Annotated in this window: 23 protein-coding genes and 1 tRNA gene; 4 read left to right on the top strand and 20 right to left on the bottom strand. The window is 63.0% G+C overall.

The genetic code is table 11. The features are described from left to right. Positions 1-107: 107 nt before the first annotated feature. Positions 108-971: a Bax inhibitor-1/YccA family protein gene (locus AC50X5_RS12925; protein ID WP_494976494.1), complete on the bottom strand. Its 864-nt coding sequence runs from the start codon at positions 969-971 to the stop codon at positions 108-110. Positions 972-1,393: 422 nt separating this feature from the next. Here AC50X5_RS12925 and AC50X5_RS12920 point away from each other — a divergent pair, with 422 nt between their 5' ends. Genes AC50X5_RS12920 through AC50X5_RS12905 form a run of 4 tightly spaced genes read left to right on the top strand, consistent with a single transcriptional unit; the run spans position 1,394 to position 5,537 of the window. Beyond that, on the top strand, positions 1,394-2,734 hold the full coding sequence (locus tag AC50X5_RS12920; protein WP_494976493.1) for a branched-chain amino acid ABC transporter permease: 1,341 nt from the start codon (positions 1,394-1,396) through the stop codon (positions 2,732-2,734). A 9-nt stretch (positions 2,735-2,743) separates the two neighbouring features. Then, positions 2,744-3,712: a branched-chain amino acid ABC transporter permease gene (locus AC50X5_RS12915; protein WP_494976492.1), complete on the top strand. Its 969-nt coding sequence runs from the start codon at positions 2,744-2,746 to the stop codon at positions 3,710-3,712. Further along, positions 3,709-4,770 carry an ABC transporter ATP-binding protein gene (locus tag AC50X5_RS12910; protein ID WP_494976491.1) on the top strand — a complete coding sequence of 354 codons (1,062 nt, stop codon included), beginning with the start codon at positions 3,709-3,711 and terminating at the stop codon, positions 4,768-4,770. The genes AC50X5_RS12915 and AC50X5_RS12910 overlap by 4 nt, the downstream gene beginning before the upstream one ends. Next, entirely contained in the window at positions 4,767-5,537 is a 771-nt protein-coding gene (locus AC50X5_RS12905; RefSeq protein ID WP_493985089.1) for an ABC transporter ATP-binding protein, read from the top strand. Before AC50X5_RS12910 ends, AC50X5_RS12905 begins: the two co-directional genes overlap by 4 nt. Positions 5,538-5,779: 242 nt before the next feature. Here the strand turns inward: AC50X5_RS12905 and AC50X5_RS12900 are convergent, their stop codons facing one another. From AC50X5_RS12900 to AC50X5_RS12810, 19 genes are all read right to left on the bottom strand, one after another. Next, positions 5,780-7,138 (bottom strand): ABC transporter substrate-binding protein, encoded by a 1,359-nt coding sequence (locus AC50X5_RS12900; protein ID WP_494976490.1) that lies wholly within the window; start codon positions 7,136-7,138, stop codon positions 5,780-5,782. A gap of 174 nt (positions 7,139-7,312) precedes the next feature. Continuing rightward, positions 7,313-7,386, bottom strand: a tRNA-Leu gene (locus AC50X5_RS12895). Positions 7,387-7,406: 20 nt separating this feature from the next. Next, a complete protein-coding gene (locus AC50X5_RS12890) occupies positions 7,407-8,363 on the bottom strand; it encodes an N-acetyltransferase (protein WP_494976489.1) in 957 nt (318 codons plus the stop codon). Positions 8,364-8,486: 123 nt separating this feature from the next. After that, the gene (locus AC50X5_RS12885) at positions 8,487-9,974 is read right to left on the bottom strand and encodes an NAD(P)/FAD-dependent oxidoreductase (RefSeq protein WP_494976488.1); all 1,488 of its coding nucleotides are present in this window, start codon (positions 9,972-9,974) and stop codon (positions 8,487-8,489) included. 38 nt (positions 9,975-10,012) lie between these two features. Beyond that, on the bottom strand, positions 10,013-11,410 hold the full coding sequence (locus tag AC50X5_RS12880) for a S8 family serine peptidase (RefSeq protein ID WP_494976487.1): 1,398 nt from the start codon (positions 11,408-11,410) through the stop codon (positions 10,013-10,015). 45 nt (positions 11,411-11,455) lie between these two features. Further along, complete coding sequence (locus tag AC50X5_RS12875; RefSeq protein ID WP_494976486.1) at positions 11,456-12,409, bottom strand: Ppx/GppA phosphatase family protein; 954 nt, start codon at positions 12,407-12,409, stop codon at positions 11,456-11,458. Beyond that, entirely contained in the window at positions 12,406-13,074 is a 669-nt protein-coding gene (locus AC50X5_RS12870) for a DUF501 domain-containing protein (protein ID WP_494976485.1), read from the bottom strand. The genes AC50X5_RS12875 and AC50X5_RS12870 overlap by 4 nt, the downstream gene beginning before the upstream one ends. A gap of 87 nt (positions 13,075-13,161) precedes the next feature. Then, on the bottom strand, positions 13,162-13,827 hold the full coding sequence (locus AC50X5_RS12865) for an FtsB family cell division protein (RefSeq protein WP_494976484.1): 666 nt from the start codon (positions 13,825-13,827) through the stop codon (positions 13,162-13,164). Between the two features lie 108 nt (positions 13,828-13,935). Then, a complete protein-coding gene (gene eno, locus AC50X5_RS12860; protein WP_494976483.1) occupies positions 13,936-15,216 on the bottom strand; it encodes a phosphopyruvate hydratase in 1,281 nt (426 codons plus the stop codon). Positions 15,217-15,320: 104 nt separating this feature from the next. Continuing rightward, entirely contained in the window at positions 15,321-15,893 is a 573-nt protein-coding gene (locus tag AC50X5_RS12855) for a MazG nucleotide pyrophosphohydrolase domain-containing protein (RefSeq protein ID WP_494976675.1), read from the bottom strand. Between the two features lie 103 nt (positions 15,894-15,996). Next, positions 15,997-17,154, bottom strand: coding sequence for an adenosine deaminase (locus AC50X5_RS12850; RefSeq protein WP_494976482.1), 1,158 nt, complete (start codon positions 17,152-17,154; stop codon positions 15,997-15,999). A gap of 39 nt (positions 17,155-17,193) precedes the next feature. After that, positions 17,194-17,919 carry a DedA family protein gene (locus tag AC50X5_RS12845; protein WP_494976481.1) on the bottom strand — a complete coding sequence of 242 codons (726 nt, stop codon included), beginning with the start codon at positions 17,917-17,919 and terminating at the stop codon, positions 17,194-17,196. A gap of 249 nt (positions 17,920-18,168) precedes the next feature. Then, positions 18,169-18,798, bottom strand: a complete 630-nt coding sequence (locus AC50X5_RS12840; RefSeq protein ID WP_494976480.1) for a DedA family protein — start codon at positions 18,796-18,798, stop codon at positions 18,169-18,171. 5 nt (positions 18,799-18,803) lie between these two features. Continuing rightward, positions 18,804-20,150 (bottom strand): thymidine phosphorylase, encoded by a 1,347-nt coding sequence (locus AC50X5_RS12835; RefSeq protein WP_494976479.1) that lies wholly within the window; start codon positions 20,148-20,150, stop codon positions 18,804-18,806. Continuing rightward, positions 20,147-20,566, bottom strand: a complete 420-nt coding sequence (locus tag AC50X5_RS12830; protein WP_494976478.1) for a cytidine deaminase — start codon at positions 20,564-20,566, stop codon at positions 20,147-20,149. The genes AC50X5_RS12835 and AC50X5_RS12830 overlap by 4 nt, the downstream gene beginning before the upstream one ends. 5 nt (positions 20,567-20,571) lie before the next feature. Then, complete coding sequence (locus AC50X5_RS12825) at positions 20,572-21,894, bottom strand: ABC transporter permease (RefSeq protein WP_494976477.1); 1,323 nt, start codon at positions 21,892-21,894, stop codon at positions 20,572-20,574. After that, complete coding sequence (locus AC50X5_RS12820) at positions 21,891-23,279, bottom strand: ABC transporter permease (RefSeq protein ID WP_494976476.1); 1,389 nt, start codon at positions 23,277-23,279, stop codon at positions 21,891-21,893. Before AC50X5_RS12820 ends, AC50X5_RS12825 begins: the two co-directional genes overlap by 4 nt. Beyond that, complete coding sequence (locus AC50X5_RS12815; protein ID WP_494976475.1) at positions 23,272-24,906, bottom strand: ABC transporter ATP-binding protein; 1,635 nt, start codon at positions 24,904-24,906, stop codon at positions 23,272-23,274. The genes AC50X5_RS12820 and AC50X5_RS12815 overlap by 8 nt, the downstream gene beginning before the upstream one ends. Before the next feature lie 141 nt (positions 24,907-25,047). Continuing rightward, positions 25,048-26,154, bottom strand: coding sequence for a BMP family lipoprotein (locus AC50X5_RS12810; protein ID WP_494976474.1), 1,107 nt, complete (start codon positions 26,152-26,154; stop codon positions 25,048-25,050). Positions 26,155-26,329: the final 175 nt, after the last annotated feature.

The raw sequence follows: 26,329 nt of genomic DNA, 5'->3' as shown, positions 1-26,329 counted from the left end.
CCGGCCAGCAGCATGGCAATGGAGGCACGTGCAACAGAAGCAGATTCGACAAAGACAAGAATGGCCCCGCCGGGAAGGCGGGGCCATTGCCGTTACTGGAAAAAGTACTACTCGTCGCCACGCAGAATAGCGAGGAGGCGAATGATCTCCACGTAGAGCCAAACCAGCGTGACCGTCAGTCCGAACGCAGCCGTCCAGGAGAAGCGCTCGGGGGCTCCGCCCTGGACTGCTGCTTCAATGGACGTGAAGTCCATGATCAGCGAGAACGCCGCAAGGCCGATCGCAAAGACGCCAATGAGGATGCCGACCATACCGCTGCGCAGGCCGAACGGGTTGTCATTGAGGCCCGTCATCATCAGCACGAGGTTGAGGACGGAGAAGACCGCGTAGCCAACCATGGCGATCATAAAGAAGCGCATGGCCTTGGGCGTGGCGCGGACCTTGCCGCTCCTGAACAGGAGGAGAGTCACGGCAAACACGGAGAGGGTGCCAAGGACGGCCTGCAGGCCAATGCCCTCAAACTGGGCATCAAGGATACGGGTGAGGCCACCCAGGAAGAGGCCTTCCAAAGCGGCGTAGGCCAGAATCAGCGCCGGGGACGGCTGCTTCTTAAAGGTGTTCACCATGGCCAACACAAAGCCGCCCAGCGCGCCGACGATCATCAGCAGGCTGGCGAGGCCCATGCCCACTACGAAAGTGACGGCTGCGCCGGCAAGTACCGCGCCGAGGCACAGGAAGGTCTTCATGATGACGTCGTCGTAGCTCATCCGGCCGGTGTCGAGCGGACCGGCGGCAGGGCGGTTGTAAAGATCCTGCAGCTGCTCCTGGCTCATGGCCTGGGGCGGCATACCGTACTGGGTCTGGGTGCCGTAGCCGCCCTGGTTGCCATACGGAGCCTGCGGGACAGGCGGTGCCTGGGTGGCTCCACGGAAATTCTTTCCGTTGAAGATCGGGTTTCCGCCAAGTGCCATTGCGGTTTTCCTCCATATAGGTGACGTAGAGAGCGTAAGTACCGTACTTAAGCGAACGTATAGTTCACGGTACCAATTCCCACGCCCTGCCGGGCCCATTGGTTCCCGGGAATTGTGAGCGCAACCCAAATGTGACTCTTCCAGGCCATGCACCAGTTCACCGCGCAACTGCTGACGCGGGCTGGAACAACAAAAGTTTCGCCGGCGTCTCCCCGTAGGATCCGCTCCGCCAACCCCCAGTTGTTACCCGATCGCGATCTATCAGCAGATTTTCGGCGCTTTTTTCATCGTTTGCGGCTGTACCATGAGCCAAGCGGGGTGATGATTCTCACATTTGTCTGCGGGAGTCGCCCCCGTCCGTGCCGTCCGTTCGCAGCGTCCCCACCGGCGCACCCGTTCCACCCCATGTGGAGGTTAACAACTTGAGAAGCGCACCCCAAGGCCCGCCCCGCCGGCGGCCCCGCGGATTGCTTAAGGTGCTGGTAGCCCTTCCGGCCTCGGTCATCGCAATCCTGCTGGTCCTCGCCCCGGCATCGCAGGCCACGTCCCCTGCCCCGTCACCATCCCCCGCGGAGCAGACATTCCAAAACGCCATCAGCGGATTCCTCCGGGATGACACCCGGGCACCGCTCGCTGGCGTAACGATCACTGCCAAGAGCGGCGATTTCACCGGAACAACCGAATCTGCCGAGAACGGTTCCTGGCGGATCGGTGTTCCCACCCAGGGAACGTACGAGGTGGAACTGGACGAGTCCACCCTCCCGGAGGGCATCGAACTGGCCGAGGGCCAGGAAAATCCCCGCACCGTGACCTTCAGCCAGACATCCAACCTCTCGGTAATCTTCGCTTTCGGCGAGGGCATCGTGGTGCAGGATCAGAACTTTGGCCAGAACCTGCTCAACCGCCTGGTGGCAGGACTGAGCTTCGGCCTCCTGCTGGCCCTTGCCGCCGTCGGGCTTTCACTGATCTTCGGCACCACCGGGCTCACAAACTTCGCCCATGGCGAGATGGTGACGCTGGGCGCTGTCCTGGTGTTCACGCTCAATGCCATCGGGCTGCCGTTCTGGCTCACCATTATTTTGGCCATGGTGGGCGGTGGCCTCTTCGGCTACGCCCAGGATGCCGGACTATGGCGCCCGCTGCGGCGCCGGGGCATGAGCCTGGTCCCTATGATGATCGTCAGCATCGGCCTTGCCCTTGCCGTTCGCTACGTCATCCAGTTGTACTTCGGCGGGGCCACCCAGCAGCTGCCTTACGCCCAAAGCGCGGAAGTCCAGATCGGCCCTGTCTCCATATCACCGAACAACCTCTGGTCCCTGTTGATCAGCGCAATTGTCATCACCATCCTGGGCATAGTGCTCCTGAAGACACGTCTCGGAAAGGCAACGCGTGCGGTGGCGGACAACCCCGCACTCGCTGCCGCCTCCGGTATCGACGTCGACGGCGTCATCCGGCTGGTGTGGATCGTGGGCGGTGTCCTCGCATCACTGGGGGGCATCCTCTGGGCCTACTACCGCCCAGGCGTTACGTTCGACATGGGCTCCCAGATTCTGCTCCTCATCTTCGCGGGCGTCACCCTTGGTGGCCTCGGCACAGTCTTCGGGGCGCTGATCGGCTCCGTCGTGGTGGGTATCTTCGTAGAGCTCACCACGGTCTTCGGACTCGCCGCCGACCTCAAGTACGTCGGCGCCCTTGTCATCATGATCGTTGTCCTCCTCTTCCGGCCCCAGGGAATCCTGGGTCGCCGTGAGCGTGTTGGTTAGGAGACCGCCATGGATTACGGATTCATTTTTTCCAGTGCTTTCGGTGAATTGTTCAGTCCCACGACGGCGGCCTACGCACTCGCGGCGCTTGGCCTCGCCGTCCACTTCGGCTACTCGGGCCTGCTGAACTTCGGTCAGGCCGGTTTTATGGCCGTAGGCGCCTATGGCTTCGCCATCTCGACGCTGACGTTCGGTGTCCCTTTCTTAGTCGGGTTGCTGGTCGCGATCATTTGTGCCGTCCTCTTCGCCCTCATCCTGGGTATCCCTACGCTCCGGCTGCGGGCTGACTACCTGGCGATCGTGACCATCGCGTCCGCAGAAATTGTCCGGTACGTCGTGACCACCAACCAGTTGACGTCGGTCACCGGTTCAGCCAACGGCCTGGCCGCGTTCGAGGGCGGCTTCTACCTGCTCAACCCGTTCCCTGAGGGCCTCTATCTGGGCATGAACAACCGCGATTTCTTCATCAGGGTGGTGGGATGGTCCCTCGTGGTCGTCTGCTGCGTCCTGGTGTGGCTTCTGATGCGGAGTCCCTGGGGCCGCGTACTTAAGGGCATCCGCGAAGACGAAAATGCCGTCCGTTCGCTCGGCAAGAATGTCTACGCCTACAAGATGCAGGCCCTGATCATCGGTGGCGTGCTGGGTGCCCTGGCGGGGATGATTTTCACCCTTCCCCGCGGCGCCGTACAGCCCGCCAACTACGGAACGGAGCTGACCTTCTTCCTGTGGACCTGCCTCTTGCTTGGCGGCATGGCTACAGTCCTTGGTCCGGTCGTCGGAGCCATGATTTTCTGGGTAGTCCTGTCCCTGACCCAGAGTTTCCTCTACGGACTCATCGAATCCGGCGCAATAACCTGGCTGACCACCGTCCAGGCCGGCCAATTACGGTACATCCTGGTGGGCGTCGCCCTGATGCTCCTGATGATATTCAGGCCGCAAGGCGTCTTTGGCAATAAGAAGGAGTTGGCATTCGCATGAGCACCAGCGGCGAAAACGCCACACACGGTTTCACCGATGACACGGTGGATTACATGACTGATTCGCGGCCGATCGCGGCAGCAGCGAACACTCCGGGCTGCAAGAAACGCGATCCCATCCTCGTGGCGGAGAACGTCACCCGGACCTTCGGCGGCATTAACGCCGTCGACGTCGAATACCTCGAAATTCCGCGACATAAGATCACGGCACTGATCGGCCCCAACGGTGCCGGCAAGACCACGCTCTTCAACCTGCTGACGGGTTTTGACACTCCGAACAGTGGAAAGTGGCAGTTTGAAGGCAACAGCCTGGCTGGCGTTTCCTCCTACAAGGTGGCCCGTATGGGCATGGTGCGCACGTTCCAGCTGACCAAGGTCATGGGCAAGCTCACGGTTATGGAGAACATGCGGCTGGGCGCGTCGAAACAGGCCGGCGAGAAGCTGTCAAAGGCCCTGTTCAAGGGCATCTGGGGCAGCCAGGAAAAGCAGATTACGGCCCAGGCCGAGGTCCTGCTGAAGAAGTTCAAACTGGATGACAAGAAGGACGATTACGCGGCTTCCCTCTCCGGGGGACAGCGCAAACTGCTCGAGATGGCACGCTCTTTGATGGTCAGGCCCAAACTGGTGATGCTGGACGAGCCCATGGCCGGTGTGAACCCGGCCCTGACCCAGTCCCTGCTGGACCACGTCAAGAACCTCAAATCCGAGGGCATGACCGTACTGTTCGTTGAGCACGACATGCACATGGTCCGGCACATTGCGGATTGGGTGGTGGTGATGGCGGAAGGCAGGATCGTTGCGGAAGGACCGCCCGGCGAGGTCATGAAGGATCCTGCCGTCATCGATGCGTACCTGGGTGCCCACCACGACGTCGACCTCGGCGACGCCGAAGGCATCAAGGAACTTGAGGCCGAACTGGAAGCGGACCAGGAATCGATCGTCGGCACCGATAATGCCGGAATCATCGCTGTGGACACCGTTGTACAGGGCCACAAGGAAAGGCCCGACCGTGCGGATCCGGAACAACCGGACCGCCGCCACAGCAAGGAGGCAGAATGAGCGCCACCAGCCCGGCAGCGGCCGCCGCTGCGGCACCTGCTGACGACTCTGTCGTCAAAGTCACCAACCTGGTGGCCGGATACCTCCCGGGTGTGAACATCCTGAACGGTTGCAGCATTGAAGCCCGCAAGGGTGAGTTGATCGGCATCATCGGGCCCAACGGAGCCGGCAAGTCCACCCTGCTCAAGGCGATGTTCGGGCTCGTCAAGGTGCACTCCGGTACCGTAGTGGTCCGCGGGAAAGACCTGACCGGTCTGAAAGCCAACAAGCTGGTTACCCAGGGCGTGGGGTTCGTGCCGCAGAATAACAACGTGTTCGCCTCGTTGACCATCGAAGAGAACCTGCAGATGGGCATGTTCCAACGGCCCAAGGACTTTGCGGAACGGTTCGATTTTGTAGCCGGGCTCTTCCCGGACCTCGCCAAGCGGCGGGCGCAGCGGGCTGGTTCCCTGTCCGGGGGCGAGCGCCAGATGGTTGCCATGGGTCGTGCCCTGATGATGGATCCGGCAGTACTGCTTCTTGATGAGCCCTCGGCCGGCCTCTCCCCTGTCAGACAGGATGAGACCTTCCTGCGGGTCCATGAGATCAACCGTGCAGGCGTATCGGTGATCATGGTGGAACAGAACGCCCGCCGCTGCCTGCAGATCTGCGACCGCGGCTACGTTCTGGACCAGGGCCGCGACGCCTACACCGGCACTGGCCGCGAGCTGATGAAGGACCCGAAGGTGATCCAGCTGTACCTGGGAACACTGGCGGACGATAACTAGGGTTCCGCCAGCAACGCCGTTACCGGCGCAGCTACCGGCAGACCAGACGGGGCCCGTCGAGACCAGACAGGGCCGCTCCAATCGACTGATGGAGCGGCCCTTTCTTTGCTTCCTGCTGGCGATGGGCGGCAAGACAGCGCGGGCCCGGAGAGAAGGAACCGGCAAAGCAGGATCACCCCGGAACACGGAAACCCCCGCCCGGATTGCTCCGAACGGGGGTTCCTGAGAGTCAGAACGCGGTGTTACAGCTTGCCGAATTCTTCCCTGACGGGCTTGTAGGTGTTGTCTTCCTGGTACTCGTAGATGCCAATGAAGGCCTCGGTGGGGTCACCGGCGTCCGAGAAGGTGATCGGACCGGACTGGCCGTCGTAGTCAATGTCCTCACCGTTGCGGAGCAGAGTCACGCAGGAGGCGAAGTTGTTGCACTTCTCACCGCCCTCCGAGACTTCCTTGAGCTTCGCGGCGATGTCAACGCCGTTGGTGCTCGCAGCGGCCTCTGAGGCCAGTGCGACCAGGTTGACGGCGTCGTAGGACTCACCGGCGTAGCTGAAGTCCTTCAGGGCCGGATCAATAGCCAGCAGGGACTGCTTGAAGGCATCCTTGGCAAACGTACCGGGAATGGTGCCCTGCGCGCCCTTCAGTGTTCCGGGGTCGAAATCCTTGCTGTAGTCCGAGGTGTTGCCGTCGACAAGGAACAGCTGGGTGGGATCAATGCCCTTGCCCACCAGCAACGGAACAATGCTCTTGGCCTGGTCGAAGGTGATCAGGGCAATCGCATCCGGCTTAGCCGATATAACGGCATCCACCTGGCTGCTGAACTGCGAGTCGCCTTCGTTGAAGAGCTCCTCAGCGACGATCTGACCGCCGGCAGACTCAACGGCCGACTTGATGTTGGTGGCGAGGCCGGTGCCATAAGCGTCATTAAGGACGATCATGCCGACAGTCTGCGCACCACAGGTTGCCATGTAGTTGCCCAACACCTTTCCCTGGAGGACGTCAGAGGGTGCAGTACGCCAGTACAGCCCTTTGTCGTCCCAGGTGGTGAAGTCCGGGGAAGTGTTCGCCGGGGAGAACTGGATGACACCTGCGCCGGTGATCTGGTTGATCACAGTCTTGGAAACACCCGAAGAAGCCGCACCAATAATGGCGCTCACTCCCGAGCCCAGGAGGGCGGTGGTTGACTGCGTGGCAATGTCGGTCTTGGTATCGCCGGAATCGCGGTGAATTACTTCCACCGGACTGCCGAGGACGCCGCCGGCGTCATTGACTTCCTTGATGCCGAGGTTAACGCCGGCGATTTCGGGCGGGCCGAGGAATGCCAGCGAACCTGTGGTAGGCAGCAGTGATCCGAGCTTCAGCGGAACGGGGGCTGTGGTGGTAGAAGGCGGAACAGCTTCGGACCCGCCGGCTGTTGCGGGCGCCGACCCGCCTGCAGTCTCACCCGGAGCCGGGCAGGAGATACCTGATTCGGACGTTGGGGCGGAGGTTTCGGTGGCGCTGGGGGTGGTGGTGCCACCACATGCAGTAGCCAAAAGGGCGAAACCGATGCCAAGCGCTGTGAGCTTGGCTGCTCGGGGTGCCCCCGGGTGGAGTGAAATCATTGAGAATCTCCTCGATCGAAAGGTGCGAACGGCCTTTGATGCGGTGGGTCAGGTGTTCCTGATTTAACTCAAGCTAATGCAATTCTCCCCCGAACATAAGTGACTACGGTCACATCCTTATAACAGTCGTTGCCTAGGGGAAATCAGGGCGCGGCGCATGAAGGACACATTTTGTACCCCAGGTGGGACTCGAACCCACAACACGCGGATTTTAAGTCCGCTGCCTCTGCCAATTGGGCTACTGGGGCGCCGCGTCCATGATATCCCGTCAGAGCCGGGCGAACGGCCGCGCGAACCGGAAGGTACCGTTGACTCCCCCGGGCCAGAGTGCCAGCGGAAGGAACTGGAAATAGCGTCCCCATGCTTCGTCCGGTGCAGCAATCCCGAACGATTCCGCAGGAACAAAGCCGAACCTCGCGTAGTAGTCGGGGCTGCCCAGCAAGGCAATGCCAAGCTCCCCTGCGGTGTTGGCGCGCCTGATGGTTTCCGCCATCAGGGCGGAGCCGATCCCGTGCTGCTGCAGCCTGGGAACCACGCCAATCGGTCCAAGCCCCAGCAAGGGCAGACCGTCCACCACGGCGCGGGTACTGATTGAGTAGCCTACAATCTCGTTGCCCACCTCAGCCACAATGCTGAGCTCGGGAAGGTATTCCTCAGCATCAAACAGTTGCTGCAGCAGGCCGACCTCCACGGGTGTACCGTCAACGGGCTGGCCGGTCGCGGGAGACACCGCAAACGCCTGGCCCACGAGTTCAAGGATCGCCGGACGGTCTGCCGACACCTCGCTCCGGAGCACCAGCGACGCCGCGTCAGGCGCAGGCTGGCCTCCCGAGTGGGCTGCGGACAGCTCACGGAGGGTCTCCATGGCCCTGGCGGCATCAGCGGCCGGCACCAGGAGATGGTCGTGGTGGAGTCCGGCCAGGACGTTGCAGCTGATGTGCGCTGCCGTCAGTGCGCTGCTGACTGCTGCTGTAAGGCCAACAGCGTCCAGGGCGGACCGGACCTCGAGGGTGATCCAGGCGGCAATGAAGGAATAATCCAGGCCAAGCTGGTCCGCCCGCTCCCTGGCAAGGACCGCCGTCGTTCCTTCCGCTTCCCGGATAACGGCGGCGAGGCCTTCTTCCACCGGCTCGCCCTCCGGCCACTTGGCGTAGACATACTCCTCTGCGCGAAGTGCCGGTCTGAGGGATGACAACAGGGAAGCGAGTTGTTTTTCGTCGATCATGAGGCCAGTGTAGGCAACTGCCTGCCCGGACACTTGGAGGACAGGCGGATTAAAAGCAGCCCACACATAGCGGCGGCCGCCCCCCCGAAGGGAGCGGCCGCCGTCGTACATCAGTGGCTGATGCTATTTTGCGTTGGCAGGTACGCTCTGTTGTGCGTCCACCTTGGTGGCTTCGGCAGAACCGGGCGCCCCTGCTGCCGGCGCTTCGGCGGACTTCTCCGGAGCGGCCGCGGCCGGCTTGGGTGCAGGCGTGGCAGCGGCAACGAATGCAGCGCGCGGGCGGTCCAAGTCAAGGAGCTGCGTGGTGTCGCGGCCCATGAAGAAGGACAGAATCCAGCCGAAAATTACGCGGAACTTACGCTCGAAGGTGGGCATTGCCATGCCGTGGTAGCCACGGTGCGCAAGCCAGGCAAGTCCGCCCTTGAGCCCGATGCGGCCCAGCAGGTTGATGTTGGCAACACCCTTCCACTCACCAAAACCTGCGACAGCGCCGAGGTTCTTGTGCTTGTAGTCGTGGAGCGGCTTCTCCCAGCGGGAGGCCCACAGGTTCTTTGCGAGGCGCTTGGCCTGGCGCAGTGCATGCTGGGCGTTGGGGACGCAAGTGCCGTCCGGGAGGCCGCTGCCCGTGAGGTCCGGAACGGCGGCGATGTCGCCAGCGGCCCAGGCGTTCTCGATGATGCCTTCATCACCGGCGATGCGGAGGTCAGGCAGGACGCGGACACGGCCGCGGGGCTCCAGCGGGAAGTCAGTGGAGCGGACCATCGGGTTGGCCTGCACACCGGCAGTCCAGACGAGGGTGTCCGCTTCGAACTCCTGGGCAGGCGACTTGTCTGCCATGTTGATGAGCTTGATGGAGGTTTCTGCGTTATCCAGCGAGGTGTTCAGCAGTACTTCGATATTGCGGCTGCGCAGGTGCTCCACGACCCATTCGGCCTGCTTCTGGGTGACTTCAGGCATGATGCGGCCCATGGCTTCAACCAGGACGAAGCGGACTTCCTCCTGCCTGATGCGCGGGTTGTTCCGAACGGCAGCGCGGGCGAGGTCTTCCATCTCGGTGATGCACTCGATGCCGGCGAAGCCGCCGCCGACAACAACGAAGGTCAGAGCCTTGGCGCGGGCCGCAGGATCAGTCATGACGGAGGCAACCTCGATGCGGTCAAGCACCTTGTTGCGCAGCGCCACGGCCTCTTCGATGGTCTTCAGGCCAATGCCCTTGTCCGCGAGGCCCTTGATCGGGAAGGTGCGGGTGATGGCGCCTGCCGCCAGGACAACGTCGAAGTAAGGAATCTCGAAGTTGGCGCCGCCGTCCGCCGGAGAAATCACGGCAGTACGGTTGGCGTGATCGATGGAGGCAACCCGGCCCTGAATCAGCTCCGTCTGCTTGAGGTGCTGGCGGTGCGAGACCACAGCGTGGCGCGCTTCGATGTTGCCACCGGCTACTTCGGGGAGGAAGGGCTGGTAGGTCATGTAGGGCAGTGGATCCACGAGGGTGACGATGCCACCTGCATTCGCGATCTTCTTCTGCAGTTTGAGTGCTACGTACAGGCCGACGTATCCGCCGCCGACGACGAGTACCCGGGGACGGTCCTGGAGCTCTGGGGTGGTTGCCATAATTTAAGAGTACAACACTTTGTGAAAATCTTCACTAACTACGTTTGCCTTACGTTTTCGACCTTCTCCACCACGCCGGTATCGGCTTCTTCCCGAAACAGTGCGGGGTTCCGGTACGCCCGCCGCAACTGGAAAGCGGCCACCGCGATCATCACCACGAACAGGGCTGCAAAACCTATGACCACGGCGCCCGCGACCATGGAATCGCGGGCGGAGGGCGGTACTGCGGCCGGGACGGTCGCGGCCGGCAAGGTGGGCTGGGCCGGTGCGGCATCGGAGGTGGGCAGAGGCAATGCACTGGGGGCCTGGCCCCGGCGGTGCACCTGAATCCATGCTGCAATCGTCCCCAACGGGTTTTGGCTGACCCTTGGTACGTCCGCTGTTAGTGCCGCCTCAGCATCAAGGACGCCAAAGCCGTACAGCGGATCCTTGCCGGGCGCGCCGGCGTCCTTGGCAGTGCTGACGATCCTGTTGATGACGTCCCTGGCGGGCATATCCGGCCACTTCGACCGGATCAGCGCGGCGACCCCGGAAACAATCGGGGTGGCTCCGGAGGTTCCTTCCCATTCCGCATACTGGCCACCCGGGAGTCCGCCCACAAGGTCCTCGGCCGGGGCTGCAACTCCAATGGCGATGCCCTGGGAGGACGAGTCGACGCTTGCGACGCCGGCCCTGTCCAGTCCGGCTACGGTCAGTACGCCGGGAATGGTGGCAGGGGCGCCCACCTGGACGTTGCCGCCCACGCGGTTGCCTGCAGCGGCGACGACGACGACATCCTTTTGCTCGGCATACAGGAAAGCCGCGTCCCAGCTCTGCGGCCACTGAGGAGAGGTGCTGCCAAGGGAGATATTGATAATGTCCGCGCCGTTGTCCACGGCCCAGCGAACGGCGTCGGGAATCTGGTCCAGATCGCTCTTGCCGCCCGGATTCTGTGAACCCAGCCACGTGGACACAGCCAGGATCTGCGCCTCCGGCGCCACGCCGATGACGCCATCCGGCCCGCCGGGGCCGGGGGCCGGAACGGACGACGGACTGGCACTGGGGCTGGGGCTGGGGCTTTCCGTGCTGGGGGGCGGCTGGTGCCCGCGGCCGACCAGCATGGTTGCCACCAAGGTGCCATGCTCCGGCTTGATGCCGATGCTCTTGAGGCCATCAGGGCTGCCCGCACCGGAGGCATCGTAGCCACCGGCGACAGCTCCCTTGAGGTCCGGGTGGGAACCATCCACACCACTGTCGATGACGGCAATTGTGACGCCCGCGCCTTTGGAAACCTCCCAGGCCTTGGTGATACCGGAACCGGTCAGCCAGTGTTCCTTGTCGCGCAGTGCGTCTGCGGCCGCCGGCAGGGCGTTGCCGATCAGCAATCCGCCGCCCGCCAGAACAGCTGCCAGCAGTGACGCTGTGGTCCGTCGAAGCCGGCCTGGTGCTCTGGTCATTCAATTCCAATGCTCGTGCGGTGAACCCGGCCGGTTGACATGCAGTTAGCCGATGCTCAGGGCAATCCCGTCAAGAATATCGTGCTCGCTCGCTGTCGCTGAATCGATCCTGCCATCGGTCAGGCCGGCCAGTCGTTCCAGGATGCGCCGCCATACCAAGGCGCCGGCGCCAATGACATCCACCCTGCCCGGGTGCATGTACGGCAACGCCGCCCGTTCGTCCCTGCTGGAGGCCAGCAAGTCATCAGCGGCGGCACGCAGTTCCTTGATACTCAGCCCGGTCCCATGGATGGCCGATGGCAGGTACTCCGGCAGCTCCAAGGCATGCGCTGTGATCGTGGTGACGGAGCCGGCAACACCAACGACGGCGGTGGCCTTCTCCAGCGGCACCACCTGCCTCACCGATTCAATGGCAGCGTCCACATCTTTTTCTGCCGCTGCAATTTCTGCTGCAGTGGGGGGATCGCTGCGCAGGTGCCGTTCGGTCATCCGGACACAGCCGACGTCGACAGACAGCGCGGCGGTAACCCCGGCGGCGGTGCCCAGCACGAATTCGGTACTGCCGCCGCCCAGGTCCACGACCAGGACGTGGTCGCCGTCGGCGATGGGCAGTACGCTGCTGGCACCGGCAAAGGAAAGGGCGGCTTCCTCGTCACCGGAGATTACCTGCGGCTCCACACCGAGGAGTTCCCGGACGCCGTCAATAAAGATCTCCCTGTTGCGGGCATCACGGGTGGCCGAGGTGGCTACAAAGCGGATTGCTGTGGCCTGGTGCTCCCTGATGAGTTCAGCATAATCCGCCGTTGCTGCGAGGGTGCGCTCAAGCGCTTCTGCGGCAAACTCCCCCGTTGCGTCCACACCCTGGCCCAGCCGGACCACGCGCATCTCACGGACCACATCCGTCAGCGTCGGGAACTTTTGCCCTTCGGAACGTTCAATGTCCGCAATCAAAAGGCGAATGGAGTTAGTACCGCAATCAATGGCTGCAACACGTGTCATTGGTGATTCCTCTCTGTAGCCGATTTGCGAACAGGGGCAGGACGGCCAACAATTTCCGGGAGTCCCTGCGGGCCATGCCTGCTCAGGTCACGGTCAGGAGCCTCTCCCGTGGTGTCCCAGGCTCCGGTGCAGTAGCAGCGGTCCGCCGTCCACCAGTCCGTGATGAGGGCCAGGGCTTCGTCACCGAGCGGGTTCACGCCGGGACCTGCTGCCAGGGAGTGGCCCACCAGGACGTGCAGGCACTTAACACGTGTGGGCATGCCTCCGGCGGAAATGCCGTCGATCTCGGGGACGGCACCAATGCCGGACCGTTGCCCTATTTCGGACCTGGCCTGCAGGTATTCCTCGTGGGCGGCCCGGTAGTGGGCGGCCAGGGCGTCTTCCGCTTCGAGGCGCTCGTTCATGGCGTTCATGGTGCCACCGGCCTCAAGCCGGGAAACCGCAGCCGTGATCACCGGGTGTGTCAGATAAAACGTCGTGGGAAACGGGGTTCCGTTGCTGAGCCGGGGGGCGGTGGCAGCAACCAGCGGATTCCCGCAGACACAGCGGGCAGGTATTTCGACGACGTCGCGGACCGGTCGGCCCAATTGGCGGCTGAGCACCTCGAGATCGTGCGGCGTAGGGCGGCGCGATTCCTCTGCTGCTGGTACCGGGTTCCGTTCCATGGCTGTCCTTCCTGCCCGGGATTATCCGGCGGTTTGCCGCAGGACACGCGGCGGGCGCCGCGGAATGATGGTGAAGCAGTGCGCCGGTCAGTCCGTGCCGGAGCGCCTGACAGATTCCCACAGGGCGTCCACCCACGGGACATCTATGGCACTTCCGGCAGCTGCGCCGGCCGATGCATCCGGCGGGGTCTCTGCCGTAACGTCGCTGCCAAACACCCAGTAACTGGTCTCACCAGGCATGACCATGTTAATGCGGTCGCGGGCCTGTTGCTTGACGTAGTTGGGATCCTGCCACCGCGAGATCTGCTGGTTGAGCTCCGCCTGCTCCGCCTGCTTACTGGCAATGTCGGCATTCAGGGCGGATATTTCAGCGCGCTTATCGAGGTAAATCTTGACGGTGGGTGCCAGCATGACGGTGATGGCGATCATCACGACGGCGAGTGCCAGCATCCTGCCGGAGAAGGCTTTGGCAGGAATCGGGTCCTGGTCCTCAGGGGGCGCAGTGTCTGTGCCCGATGCTTCCTGTTTCTTGGAGCCGCCGTTCCCGGACTCGCTTTCCTGTGCTGTACCAACCCGGCCTGTGCTCTCCCGGACTGGCGATATCCGGGAATTTGCCGCCGTGCCTTCGGTCCTCCCGGCAACAGTCCGCGCACCAGCACCAAAATCGGCGCGGATGACATCAGCGCCTTCTTCGGCATCGGATGCCCGGGCCGCTTGGGAAACCCTGGGAACGTTGGGACGGCGGGTAGCCATGACACTCCTGTAACGTGGTCCAGCCGGCGGCCGGGATGTCGATCCAACAACAAGACCGGCAGCCATGGTCATTCCACCATAGCTACCGGCCTGTCGATTGAGCCGGTATTAGCCCTTGAAACGCGGGAAGGCGCTGCGGCCTGCGTAGCGGGCGGCATCATCGAGTTCTTCTTCGATACGCAGCAGCTGGTTGTACTTGGCTACGCGCTCGGAGCGGGCCGGCGCGCCGGTCTTGATCTGCCCGGCGTTGGTTGCCACCGAAATGTCAGCGATGGTGGTGTCCTCGGTCTCGCCGGAGCGGTGTGAGGTGATGGTGGTGTACCCGGCGCGCTGCGCCAGGCTGACGGCGTCAAGCGTCTCGGTCAGCGAACCGATCTGGTTGACTTTCACCAGCAGCGAGTTCGCGGTCTTGGTGTCCAGGCCCTGCTGCAGGCGGACCGGGTTGGTGACGAAGAGGTCGTCGCCTACCAGCTGCACCTTGTCACCGATGGTGTCCGTGAGGGTCTTCCAGCCGTCCCAGTCGTTCTCATCCAGCGGGTCCTCGATGGAGACCAGCGGGTAGTCTGCAACCAGCTCGGCGTAGTAGGCGCTCATGTCATTCGCGCTCAGTGCCTTGCCTTCGAACTGGTAGGCGCCGTCCTTGAAGAACTCGGAGGAGGCAACGTCCAGGGCAAGGGCAATGTCCGTTCCCGGCGTGTAGCCGGCATTCTTGATGGCTTCCTGGATCAGGTCCAGGGCGGCACGGTTGGACGGCAGGTTCGGGGCGAAGCCGCCCTCGTCACCCAGGCCGGTGGACAGGCCCTTGGCCTGCAGCACTGCCTTGAGGGCGTGGTACACCTCAACACCCCAGCGAAGGCCCTCGGAGAAGGTTTCGGCGCCAATCGGGACAACCATGAATTCCTGGATGTCGACGTCGGAATCGGCGTGGGAGCCGCCGTTGAGGATGTTCATCAGCGGAACGGGCAGTACATGGGCGTTGGGGCCGCCGAGGTACTTGTAGAGCGGCAGGTCCGCCGAGGCGGCAGCGGCGTTAGCCACCGCCAGCGAAACACCCAGGATGGCGTTGGCGCCGAGCTTGCTCTTGTTCGGCGTGCCGTCGAGGTCGATCATGGCCTGGTCGATGCTGCGCTGGTCCGTTGCGTCGAATCCGGACAGGGCGGGGGCAATCTGGTCGATGACAGCGTCAACGGCCTTCTGTACGCCCTTGCCCAGGTAGCGTCCCTTGTCTCCATCGCGGAGTTCAACGGCTTCGTGCTCACCGGTGGAAGCGCCCGAAGGAACAGCCGCACGGCCGATCTGGCCATCGGAAAGCAGTACTTCAACTTCTACGGTCGGGTTGCCGCGGGAATCGAGGATCTCGCGGGCGTGGATGGCATCGATAAGCGCCATGAATTTGCTCCTTATGGTGGAAGCGATCTACTGGGAAACTTGGGAGAGGTGGACCACCTCGTCACGGACTAGCCTAGTCCAGAGTGTCCAGCGTTACGGCAAAACTAATCCGGAGAGCCCAGCGTTACACGCCTGATGGCGGCGCGCAGGGCACGCTCTGCGTCGAGACCTTTAGTACGCGCGGAAGCGACGACGGCGAGCAGGTAGTCACCCAGTTCTTCTTCCGTATCTGCGGTGGGCGCCTCAGCCAGGTCTACCGGGGTCCCGGACCGCTCCGCACGGTCCAGCGTCTTCTGTGCTTTGGCCAGTGCCGGCAGTGAGTCAGGGATTCCTTCGAAAGCGCTGCCGCGTCCGGGCATCTCTTCCCTCTTGACGGCGTCCCATGTGCGCTCGATCTCCTGGACCGTGGCCGGAAACGAATCCTGCAGGGTCCCGTTCGGGCGGAACACGTGCGGATTGCGCCGGACCATCTTCGCCGCCAGCGCCCGGGCTACGTCCGCGAGGTCGAATGCACCGCGCTCCTCGGCGAGCCGCGCGTGCAGGACCACTTGCAGCAGCACATCGCCCAGCTCACCGCGCAATTCGGTATCCGGGCCACCGGTTTCGATGGTTTCGGCCGTTTCATAGGCTTCCTCGATCAGGTACTCCACCAGTGAAGCGTGGGTGAGGGCACCCATCCAGGGACAACGCTCGCGCAAAGCTGCAATCTTCTCCACCAGGTCAGCCACGGCCCCGGAAGGGGAGGGAGCCGCGGCTGAACCGGACGTGCCAGCGAAGTCGTTAGCCAAGGCTGCCGTAGGCGTCGTTAATGTACTCCACCAGCGCCTCTTTTTCCTCCAGCGGCAGGAAGGCGGCTTCGGCGGCATTCAGGGTCAGCTCGAGCAGATCGTCAAGATCGTAGTCGAAAGTCTCCACCAGGAGTTCGAACTCGTCAGTCAGGGTGACCCCGCTCATCAGCCGGTTGTCCGTATTGATGGTGACGTTGAAACCCAGCTGGTAGAGCATATCCACCGGGTGGCTGTCGATTCCTTCACCAAACCCGGCAATGGCTCCCGTTTGCAGGTTTGAGGACGGGCAGATTTCCAGTGCGATGCCGCGGTCGCGGATCCAGCTGGACAGGTCTCCGAGGGTCACCAGGCCGATGTCCTCTTCGTCGTGGCCACGGTCTCCCGCCTCATCATCATCGTCGCCGAATTCCACGAGGATGTCCTCGGCAATCCGGACACCATGGCCCAGGCGGAGGGCGCGTCCGTCAACCAGGGCGGACTGGATGCTTTCGAGTCCGGCGGCCTCGCCTGCGTGGACGGTGGCCGGGAAGTTGTTCCGGGCAAGGTAGGTGAACGCGTCACGGAACCGGGAAGGCAGGAATCCGTCCTCGGCGCCGGCGATGTCGAAGCCAACCGCTCCCCTGTTGCGGTGCCGGACAGCAAGTTCGGCGATCTCCTGGCCGCGGTCGGCATGGCGCATGGCGGTGATGAGCTGGCCCACCTGGATCTCGCGCCCGGATTCGGCTACGGAATCGGTGCCGGCCTCAAGCCCCGCCTGCACCGCCTCGACTGCTTCGTCGAGGGTGAGGCCCTGCTGGAGGTGCTGTTCGGGGGCCCAACGCACCTCACCGTACACAACGCCGTCGTCTGCCAGGTCCTCCACGAACTCCTTGGCCACACGGAAGAGACCTTCTTTGGTCTGCATCACGGCGACTGTGTGGTCGAAGGTCTCCAGGTACCGGACCAAAGACCCTGAGTTTGCGGACTCACGGAACCACTCACCCAACGCAACCGGGTCAGTGGAGGGCAGCTGGTGCCCTACGGCGTCCGCCAGCTCAATGATGGTGGCGGGGCGCAGCCCACCGTCCAGGTGGTCGTGCAGGGAGACCTTCGGGAGGCTCTTCAAATCGAAATCGATGGCAGGGGCAGTGTCAGCTATTGGCTCAGTCACGTTCCAACCTTAGGGTTGGCAGGCAACTAACGCCAGCCGCTACTTGGTGCCAGGCTCCGGTTCTGCCGCGGCGGCGGCCAACAGGGTAGGCGAAGCGACGGTGGGCTGGGCGGTGGCCTGGCCGCCGTCGAGCCATTCGTCCACCACTTCCGCGTCCTTGCGGGCAAGATGCTTGTGCCACCAGCGCAGGAGGTGGTCCAGGGCGATCCCGAGCACAATGGCGAAAACGACGGCGATTCCGGCACTGAGGAGCGGGTTGTGGTGCAGCCAGGGGAAGGAGCTGGCCAGCAGGCCGATTCCTATCGAATATCCCACCCAGGTAATGCAGGCGAAGGCATCCAGCAGGAAGAACCGCCGGTGGGAGAACCCCGTGCTCCCGGCCACATAGTTGACTGCCACACGCCCCCAGGGAATGTAACGGGCGGTGAAGATGAGGACAGCGCCCCGCTTGTCCAGCTCGTACCGGGCCCAGCCAAGCACCTTCCGGACTTTTGCCCGGCGCATCCATCTCCAGCGTTCCAGCCCGATCTTGCGGCCCAGCAAAAAGGCCATGTTGTCGCCCGCGATGGCACCGATCAGTGCAGTGGTTCCAAGGATCCACAGGTTGGGCTCGCCGCTGACCCGGGCGAACGCCGCGAGGGCAACGATGAGGGTCTCGCTGGGCACCACCATGGCAAAGCCGTCAACAAAGAAAAACAGCAGAAGGATGGGATAAATCCACCATTGTCCTGCTGCATGGAGCACTGCCTCATTGATAAACTCCACGCGGTCTCGCTCCTAGCGAAAAGTGATGCTGCCACAGCTAATTGACGGGTGATTCAGTGTCCCACGGCAGGGACGTCGTTCGCTACGCTCCAACCGCGGGACACTGCATCCAAAACTATCGGCTCAGGGTCGTGAAACCGTCGGCCCGGAGGCTGATTTACTGGGCTTCAGGCTCCTCCCAGGGGTGTACACGCGGGTGGACTGCCGCCGGGAAACCAGGGTCGGCTCAGGGTCCCACCAGGGTCCTGATCAGGGTCCTGTGTCGCGGATGCGGTCCACTACGGGATCCTTCCCGCGAATCTTGTTGATCACAATGTCTACGATGATGCCCAGCGCCACGGCGCAGACAATGGCAATGACTGCAGCCAGCAGGTGGTTGTCCTTGAACCAGTTGCCAAAGAACAAGCCAATGGACACTGAATAGGCTGCCCACAGCACAGCTGAAAGCAGCGTCAGCAGCACAAACCGCAAGTGGGCGTATCCGGTGGCCCCGGCCGTGAGGTTCACTGCCACTCGGCCAATGGGAATGAACCTGGCAACCAGAATCAGGGAGGCGGGGCGCTTGCGTAATTCTCCTCCCGCCCATCTGAACGCTGACTGCATCCTGGGCCCACGCATCCAGCGCCACCGCTTGGTACCGACCTTGCGGCCAATGAGGTAGGCGATGTTATCTCCGGTGAAGGCCCCCGCAGCCGCCACAAGCATCAGCAGGCCGGCGTTCGGCTGGCCGGCGCTGGCTGACACGGCGGCCAGCCCTACCACCACTGATTCACTGGGAACCGGGGGGAAGAAACCGTCAATAATGCAGCAGGCCAGGATCAGCAGCAGCACCCAGGGTTGGGATGCTCCTGCCAGAATGAAGTCGTTGATGGCCTGCATTGCTGTTATGCGATTCGGTCGATGATGAGCTGCTGGGCAGGCCTGGCACCCTCCGGGGCAATAACAACGGCAGTCTCCAGGGCCTGCCGGGCACGGTCGAACCGTTCAGGTGTGTCCGTCAGCAAGGTCATCAGGGGCTCACCCGCGCGCACAAGCGCGCCAGGTTTCGCATGCATCCGCACTCCTGCGCCGGCCTGGACAGCGTCTTCCTTCCTTGCCCGCCCTGCACCGAGGCGCCAGGCCGCGACGCCTACCGCCAAGGCGTCGAGTTCAACCAGGACCCCGTCAGCCGGTGCATAGATGGTTTCTGATTCCCGAGCCACCGGGAGCGCAGCCCGCGGATCGCCGCCCTGGGCTTCGATCATTCGGTTCCAGACGTCCATCGCCCGGCCGTCCTTCAGTGCCGCGGCAGGATCGGCGTCAGGCACTCCAGCGCAGGCCAGCATCTCCTCGGCCAGCCGGACGGTCAGTTCAACGACGTCATCCGGACCGCCGCCGGCGAGTACCTCCACCGATTCCTCCACTTCGATGGCGTTCCCCGCCGCCAGGCCCAGCGGCGTATTCATGTTGGTGAGCAAGGCAACGGTGTTCACGCCGGCATCCTTGCCCAGCTCCACCATGGTCCGTGCGAGTTCGCGGGCCATGGCTTCATCCTTCATGAACGCACCGGAGCCCACCTTCACGTCCAGGACCAGTGAGCCGGTTCCCTCGGCGATTTTCTTGCTCATGATGGAGGAGGCGATGAGCGGGATGGCTTCCACCGTGCCGGTCACGTCCCTGAGGGCATACAGCTTCTTGTCCGCCGGGGCCAGACCGGCACCGGCAGCACAGATTACGGCGCCCACGTCCTGAAGCTGGGCCAGCATCTCGTCGTTGCTCAGTGACGCCCGCCAGCCCGGAATGGACTCCAGTTTGTCCAGGGTTCCGCCGGTGTGCCCCAGGCCGCGGCCTGAGAGCTGGGGAACAGCCACGCCAAAGACGGCAACCAACGGCGCCAGCGGCAGCGTGATCTTGTCCCCTACACCCCCTGTACTGTGTTTGTCGCTGGTGGCTTTGACGCCGCCGTCGGGCCTGCGGAGGCTGGAGAAGTCCATTCGCTCGCCCGACGCAATCATCGCCTTGGTCCAGCGCGCAATCTCGTTGCCGTCCATGCCGTTGAGCAGAATGGCCATGTTAAGGGCCGCCATTTGCTCGTCCGCGATGGCACCTCGCGTATAGGCATCGATGGTCCAGTCGATCTGGTCCGGGCTCAGAGTGCCCTTGTCCCGCTTGATGCGGATGATATCGACGGCATCGAAGGCCTCGTGGCCAGTCTTGCTTGATGATGCGTGGGCTGCGCTGCTGTCAGTCACCGGGGATCCTCCAGGTGTTCGGGACCGAAGGCGTCAGGTAGCACCTGGTCCATGCTCTTAATGCCTTGGGTGGTCATGAGCTCCATGTCGGGAGCCCGGAATTCGTACAGGAGTTGACGGCAGCGGCCGCACGGCATCAGGACGTTGCCGGCCCCATCCACGCAGTAGAAGGCCCGGAGCCGGCCACCCCCGCTCATGTGCAGGTTGCCTACCAGGGCACATTCGGCGCAGAGAGTCAGGCCATAGCTGGCATTCTCCACGTTGCAGCCGCTGACAATCCTGCCATCGGTGGTCAGGGCTGCAGCCCCTACCGGAAACTTCGAATACGGGGCGTAGGCATTCTCCATGGCGCTTTTAGCCGCAGCCTCCAGCACCTTCCAGTCAATGGCCGTCTCGTGGGCCAACGGAGCAGGCATGACCGTCAACCCTTAACGTAGGGGATGCCGCTGGCGGCCGGTCCCCTGGATCTGCCCACCAGCCCGGCCACGGCCAGGACTGTCACGAGGTACGGCAGCATGGCCATGAACTGGCTGGGTACGGGGGTTCCAATGATGGTGACGATGCTTTGCAGGTTGTCTGCGAAACCGAACAGCAAGGCTGCAAAAAACGCGCCGATGGGGTTCCAGCGGCCGAAGATCAGGGCTGCCAGGGCAATGAAGCCGCGGCCACCGGAGATTTCCTTGGTGAAGCTGTCGATGGCAACCAGGGTGAAGAAGGAACCTCCGATGCCGGCGATGGCACCACCAAGCGTCACGTTCCAGAACCGGGTGGCGTTGACTTTGATGCCCATGGTGTCAGCAGCCTGCGGGTGCTCCCCCACTGCCCGGACCCGCAGGCCCCACCTGGTCTTGTAGAGTCCCACCCACACCACGGCCACTGCCACGTACATCAGGTATCCCACCAGGGACTGCTTGAACAGGATGGGTCCGATGATGGGGATGCTGGAAAGCACCGGGATATCAATGACACCCAGGCCCGGTGGCGAGTTGAAGCGTCCGGGGTTCTCCTGCATTACCGTGCTGAAGAGGAACCCTGTGATACCGGAAACCAGGACGTTGAGCACCACGCCCACAATGATCTGGTTGACGAGATATTTGATGCTGAACAGTGCCAGCACCATGGAAACGATGGCTCCGGCGATGGCCGCAGCCAACAGTCCAACGAAGGCGTTCTGGGTGATGCTGGCAACGATGGCGGCCGTGAAGGCGCCGCCCAGAAGCTGGCCTTCGATGGCAATGTTGACCACGCCTACCCGCTCGCAGAGCACTCCGGACAGGGAACCGAAGACCAGCGGAACTGCCAGCGTGACGCTGCCGGCGATCAGCCCGGCCAGGGAGATGCTGGGAGTGCGGGCGCCGCCGACGACCCAGACAAGGAACGCGGCCGCGAACAGGACGACGAAGACAATGACCACCCAGACCGGCGTGGGCCGGTTTTTTATTTTCAGGTAGACGGAATACGCGGCAAGCCCCAGCATCAGGGCGGACAGGACGATGCCGCCGGAAAGGGCATTGACGTCCAGCGCAGGCAACTGGAAAAAATCACTGCCCGTGGAGATCCCGAACGTTGCCGTGCGGTTGGGTGCCGTCAGGCCGAAAATCACCAATGCCACAATGCCCAGCGCACCAAGCAGTACCGGGGTTTTCCAGGTGACGGGCTTGGCGGAAGTGGACTGAAGCTTCCCTGTCTCAGCGGCCTCTGGTCCGGGTGTCCCCGGGCCGGGCGATATTGCTGTTGTGCTCATGCTGCACCTCCGGTGGCTGCTGCTTTCTGTGCCTGGCGGGATTCCGGATTGGATCCGGTTTGGCGCGGCTTATTGCGCTTCTTACGCGGGTTCAATCCAAAGACGGCCCGGACCAGCGGCGGAGCCGCAATGAACAGGACGATGAGCGACTGGACTACGAGCACGATGTCGATAGGTGTACCCGTCTGAATCTGCATCTGGACAGCCCCGGCGCGGAAGGCTCCAAACAGCAGGCCTGCAGCAAAGGTCCCCCACGGCGTCGAACGCCCCAGCAGTGCCACGGTGATTGCGTCGAAACCGTAGGTTGCGGCCACGCCGTCTGTGAGCACCTTCTCCGTACCCGCTACCTGGGCTACGCCGGACATGCCCGCCAGGCCTCCGGCGAGCGCCATCACTAAGATGGTGGCCCGCGGAACATTGATGCCCGCAGTCTGTGCCGCCTGCGGATTTGCCCCCACTGCGCGGAACTCGAAGCCCACGGTGGAGCGGTTCAGCAACCACCAGACCCCTACAGTGGCGGCGATGGCAAGAATGAAGCCCAGATGCAAGCGGTACTGGGAGCCCAGGATCTGCGGATACACGGCGGAGGCGTCCAGGATGGGCGAAATAGGGTTGGACACGCCCGGCCGCTGGAATGCCGGAGTGCTCAACAGGTAGCGCAGGAAATACAGCGCTATGTAGTTGAACATGATGGTGAGTATGACCTCGTGGGCACCGGTACGTGCCTTGAGCAGGCCAACCATGCCGCCCCACACCGCGCCACCGATGATGCCCGCCACGAGGACCAGGAGAAGGTGCAGGCCCGCGGGAAGATGCAGGGCGAAACCTACCCAGGCGGCCAGGATGCCGGCCATGATGATCTGGCCCTGGGCACCGATGTTGAACAAGCCGGCCCGGAAAGCAAGGGCAACGCCGAGGCCGGCCGTGATGAGCGGTGTGGCAATGGTCAGTGTTTCCATCAGCGGTGCGAACTGCAACGCAACCCCATTGCCCCGGGGGTTGAAGACAGCCCCCTGGAAGAGCGCTATGTAGGACCGGGTAGCGGCGTTCCAGACAGCTCCCAGGAAATCCGTGGGCCGGGCGAACAGGTAGCTGGAAGTAGCGGCCACCCTTGCATCGGTGCTCGCGATCAGGAGTCCGCCGATGATCAGTGCCAGAAGCACTGCCAGGACGGAAACCATGCCGCTGCCCGTGAAGATTTTCCGCATGAGGCTGTCATCACCGCCGGGCAGCTGCCCGCTCTGTGCAGTGGCGGGGACGGCTGAAGGTGCAATGGCACCTCCGGCAGTGTCTACGGAAACGACGGCGGCCGCTTCTTCCGCTGTTGCGCCGGTGTCCTGCGGTGTACCTGCATCGTCTGCAGCATCCTGGCGTTTTTCAGGCATGGTCGCCTCCTTCGGCGCTGGCGGTGGAGGTGGAGCTGCCCGATGGGGCAGCTCCGGACGGCGGGTCGGAGCGGACAGCGCCGGGGTGGACAGCGTGGGTATGTGCCGCCTTGGCGTGGGCGGCGTCCTCGGGCCCGATGCCGGCCATCATCAGGCCCAGCACGTCGCGGCCGGTGCCGGCAGGAACAATGCCCACAAGCCTGCCTTTGTACAGCACGGCAATCCGGTCCGCCAGCTCCATCACCTCATCGAGCTCGGTAGAGATGATCATGACGGGTGTTCCCTGGTCACGCTCGGCCACGATGCGCCGGTGCAGGAACTCGATGGAACCTACGTCCACGCCGCGGGTGGGTTGGGAAGCAATAAAGAGTCGCAGGGGCCGCGACAGCTCACGGGCCATGACCAGCTTTTGCTGGTTACCACCGGAAAGCGTTCCGGCCGCCGCTCCTGCCGAAGGGGTCCGGACATCGAACTCCTCGATGCGGGACTTGGCGTTCTCCAGCACCTTAACCGGGCTCATGCTGATGCCTTTGGCGAACGGAGCCTGGTCGTAGAGATCAAGGACCAGGTTCTCGGCTACCGAAAAAGTCCCTACCAGCCCGTCCACCTTGCGGTCCTCCGGCACATAGCCAACCCCGGCGCGAAGCACTTCCTTGACAGAACAGCCCAGAAGTTCCTTGCCGTCCAGCGTGACAGAGCCGGTAACCCGGTCCTGCAGGCCCAGGATGGCTTCCGTCAGCTCGGTCTGGCCGTTCCCCTGGACACCGGCGATGGCCAGGATCTCACCCCTGGCGAGGTCGAAGCTGATGCCGTCCACCGTGTGAGTACCGTTGGGGGCGATGACCGTGAGGTCGCGGACCTGGAACGTGGTTTCCTGCGGCTTTGCCGGGGCCTTGTCCAGGGTGAGGTTCACGGCGCGGCCCACCATCATTGACGCCAGCTCGGTGGTAGCTGCCGACGGATCAGCCGTACCCACGACCTTGCCGCGGCGGATCACCGTGATGGTGTCCGAGACCGCTTTCACCTCACGGAGCTTGTGCGAGATGAAAACGATGGAGGTGCCGTTGGATTTGAGCTGGCGCATGATGTCCAGCAGTTCGTCGGTTTCCTGGGGCGTCAGCACAGCCGTCGGCTCATCAAGGATCAGCACCTTGGCGTTGCGGACCAGCGCCTTGATGATTTCAACACGCTGCTGGACGCCCACGGGAAGGTTTTCCACCAGAGCGTCCGGATCGACGTCGAACCCGTACTTGTTGGAAATCTCCCGGATCTTGCGCCGGGTGTCTTCCAGGTTAAGGAAGCCGCCGGCCTTGGTTGATTCGGCACCGAGCGCTACGTTTTCCGCGACGGTAAAGACCGGGACCAGCATAAAGTGCTGGTGGACCATTCCGATTCCGGCCGCCATGGCGTCACCGGGGCCCCGGAAGGAAACCGGGGCGTCGTCAATGAGGATCTGCCCCTCCGTGGGTTCATACAGCCCATACAGCACATTCATCAGGGTGGATTTGCCGGCCCCGTTCTCGCCCAGCAGACAGTGGATCTGTCCGGGTTCAACCACCACGTCTATGTGATCGTTGGCGAGCAGGGAACCGAAGCGTTTGGTGATCCCTCTGAGTTCAAGTTTCACAACTGGTGACCATTCTCGAAGCGTCCGTGACCCGGACAGGATATGCGGCTGCAGCACCAGCCTAGTGGACTTGTTCCCAACGAAAAGCGCCACCGCCCGGTCGGTCAGTGACCAACCGGGGGTGGCGCCTGGCGTTGCTGGTCAGCCTTTAGGGCTGGCGGCTGACTCGACGGTCAGCTTGCCGTCGACGATGTCCTTTTTGATCTGCTCGAGTTCGGTCTTCAGTTCGGCGGGAACCTGGGACTCCAGGTCATGGAACGGGGCCAGGCTGACGCCGTCGTTCTCCAGCGTGCCAACGTACGGCTCGTTGTTGAAGCTGCCTTCCACGTCTTCCTTGACCACGTTCTCCACGGCGTCGCCCATCTGCTTCATCACGGATGAAAGCATGATGTCCTTGTACTCGGGAGCCGTCAGGAAGCCATCGGAGTCAACCCAGATGAGCTTGACGTCCTTACCGGCCGCCTTGGCCTCCAGGAGGGCTGCGCCTGCGCCGCGGCCCACCGGACCGGCAACCGGCATCACAATGTCAGCGCCCTGGTCCAGCAGGTTCTGGGTGAGCTGCTTGCCGACGTCCTGCTTCTCGAAGTCGCCCGTGAAGCTTCCGTCCTGGGATTCCTTGTTCCAGCCAAGGAGCTTGACGTCCTTGCCCTTCTGTTCGTTGTAGTACTTCACGCCGTCCGCGTAGCCGTCCATGAAGATGGTGACCGTGGGGATTTTGATGCCGCCAAAGGTGGCCACGGTGCCGGTCTTGGTGGTGCCGGCTGCCAGGTAGCCGGCCATGAACGCCGCCTGGGCGGTGTCATAGATGATGGGCTTGACGTTCTCGATCGGCGTCTCGTACGTGTAGTCGACGATGGCGAAGTGGCTGTCCGGGTTGGCCTCGGCCTGGGTCTTGGTGGCGTCGCCGAGGAGGAAGCCCACGGTTACCGTCAGGTTGCAGCCGGCAGTGACCATGGCTCGCAGGTTGGGCTCGAAGTCGTTGTTGGTCTTCGATTCGACCTGGTTGATCTTGATGCCCAGGTCCGCCTCGGCCTTCTTCAGGCCTTCGTAGGAGGACTGGTTGAAGGACTGGTCGTCGAACCCACCGGAGTCGGAGACGATGCAGCCGGTGTAGTCGCTGGCGGCCTCGGTGGGCCCGCCTGTCTCCGGGGCTGCGCCACAGCCCGTGAGCAGGAGTGCCGTAGCACCTACGGTGGCCAGTCCGGCCGTTGAACCGCGCTTGAGGGTGGCACGCAGTGATGTCTTCAATTTTCCTCCATGATGAAGAGAGTGGCGCTACGACCTGAATTCAATGAGTGTCCGTTTCTGCACTGAAATTCTGTTTTCACTGAGGCTTCGCAGCACTGCGCCGAGGCGCACTGATGAATGCCACTGTAGTGCGCTGCGCCACGTGGCCTATCACACATTGCCGGGAATCCGCAGA

The sequence above is a fragment of the Pseudarthrobacter sp. MDT1-40-2 genome (assembly GCF_059383595.1).
This window is presented reverse-complemented; position numbering and strand designations above follow the sequence as displayed.

Coding starts and splice junctions, on each gene's coding strand:
- AC50X5_RS12925 (WP_494976494.1), bottom strand. CDS start 971: ATGGCACTTGGCGGAAACCCGATCTTCAACGGAAAGAATTTCCGTGGA.
- AC50X5_RS12915 (WP_494976492.1), top strand. CDS start 2,744: ATGGATTACGGATTCATTTTTTCCAGTGCTTTCGGTGAATTGTTCAGT.
- AC50X5_RS12910 (WP_494976491.1), top strand. CDS start 3,709: ATGAGCACCAGCGGCGAAAACGCCACACACGGTTTCACCGATGACACG.
- AC50X5_RS12905 (WP_493985089.1), top strand. CDS start 4,767: ATGAGCGCCACCAGCCCGGCAGCGGCCGCCGCTGCGGCACCTGCTGAC.
- AC50X5_RS12900 (WP_494976490.1), bottom strand. CDS start 7,138: ATGATTTCACTCCACCCGGGGGCACCCCGAGCAGCCAAGCTCACAGCG.
- AC50X5_RS12890 (WP_494976489.1), bottom strand. CDS start 8,363: ATGATCGACGAAAAACAACTCGCTTCCCTGTTGTCATCCCTCAGACCG.
- AC50X5_RS12885 (WP_494976488.1), bottom strand. CDS start 9,974: ATGGCAACCACCCCAGAGCTCCAGGACCGTCCCCGGGTACTCGTCGTC.
- AC50X5_RS12880 (WP_494976487.1), bottom strand. CDS start 11,410: ATGACCAGAGCACCAGGCCGGCTTCGACGGACCACAGCGTCACTGCTG.
- AC50X5_RS12875 (WP_494976486.1), bottom strand. CDS start 12,409: ATGACACGTGTTGCAGCCATTGATTGCGGTACTAACTCCATTCGCCTT.
- AC50X5_RS12870 (WP_494976485.1), bottom strand. CDS start 13,074: ATGGAACGGAACCCGGTACCAGCAGCAGAGGAATCGCGCCGCCCTACG.
- AC50X5_RS12865 (WP_494976484.1), bottom strand. CDS start 13,827: ATGGCTACCCGCCGTCCCAACGTTCCCAGGGTTTCCCAAGCGGCCCGG.
- eno (WP_494976483.1), bottom strand. CDS start 15,216: ATGGCGCTTATCGATGCCATCCACGCCCGCGAGATCCTCGATTCCCGC.
- AC50X5_RS12855 (WP_494976675.1), bottom strand. CDS start 15,893: ATGGGTGCCCTCACCCACGCTTCACTGGTGGAGTACCTGATCGAGGAA.
- AC50X5_RS12840 (WP_494976480.1), bottom strand. CDS start 18,798: ATGCAGGCCATCAACGACTTCATTCTGGCAGGAGCATCCCAACCCTGG.
- AC50X5_RS12830 (WP_494976478.1), bottom strand. CDS start 20,566: ATGCCTGCTCCGTTGGCCCACGAGACGGCCATTGACTGGAAGGTGCTG.
- AC50X5_RS12825 (WP_494976477.1), bottom strand. CDS start 21,894: ATGAGCACAACAGCAATATCGCCCGGCCCGGGGACACCCGGACCAGAG.
- AC50X5_RS12820 (WP_494976476.1), bottom strand. CDS start 23,279: ATGCCTGAAAAACGCCAGGATGCTGCAGACGATGCAGGTACACCGCAG.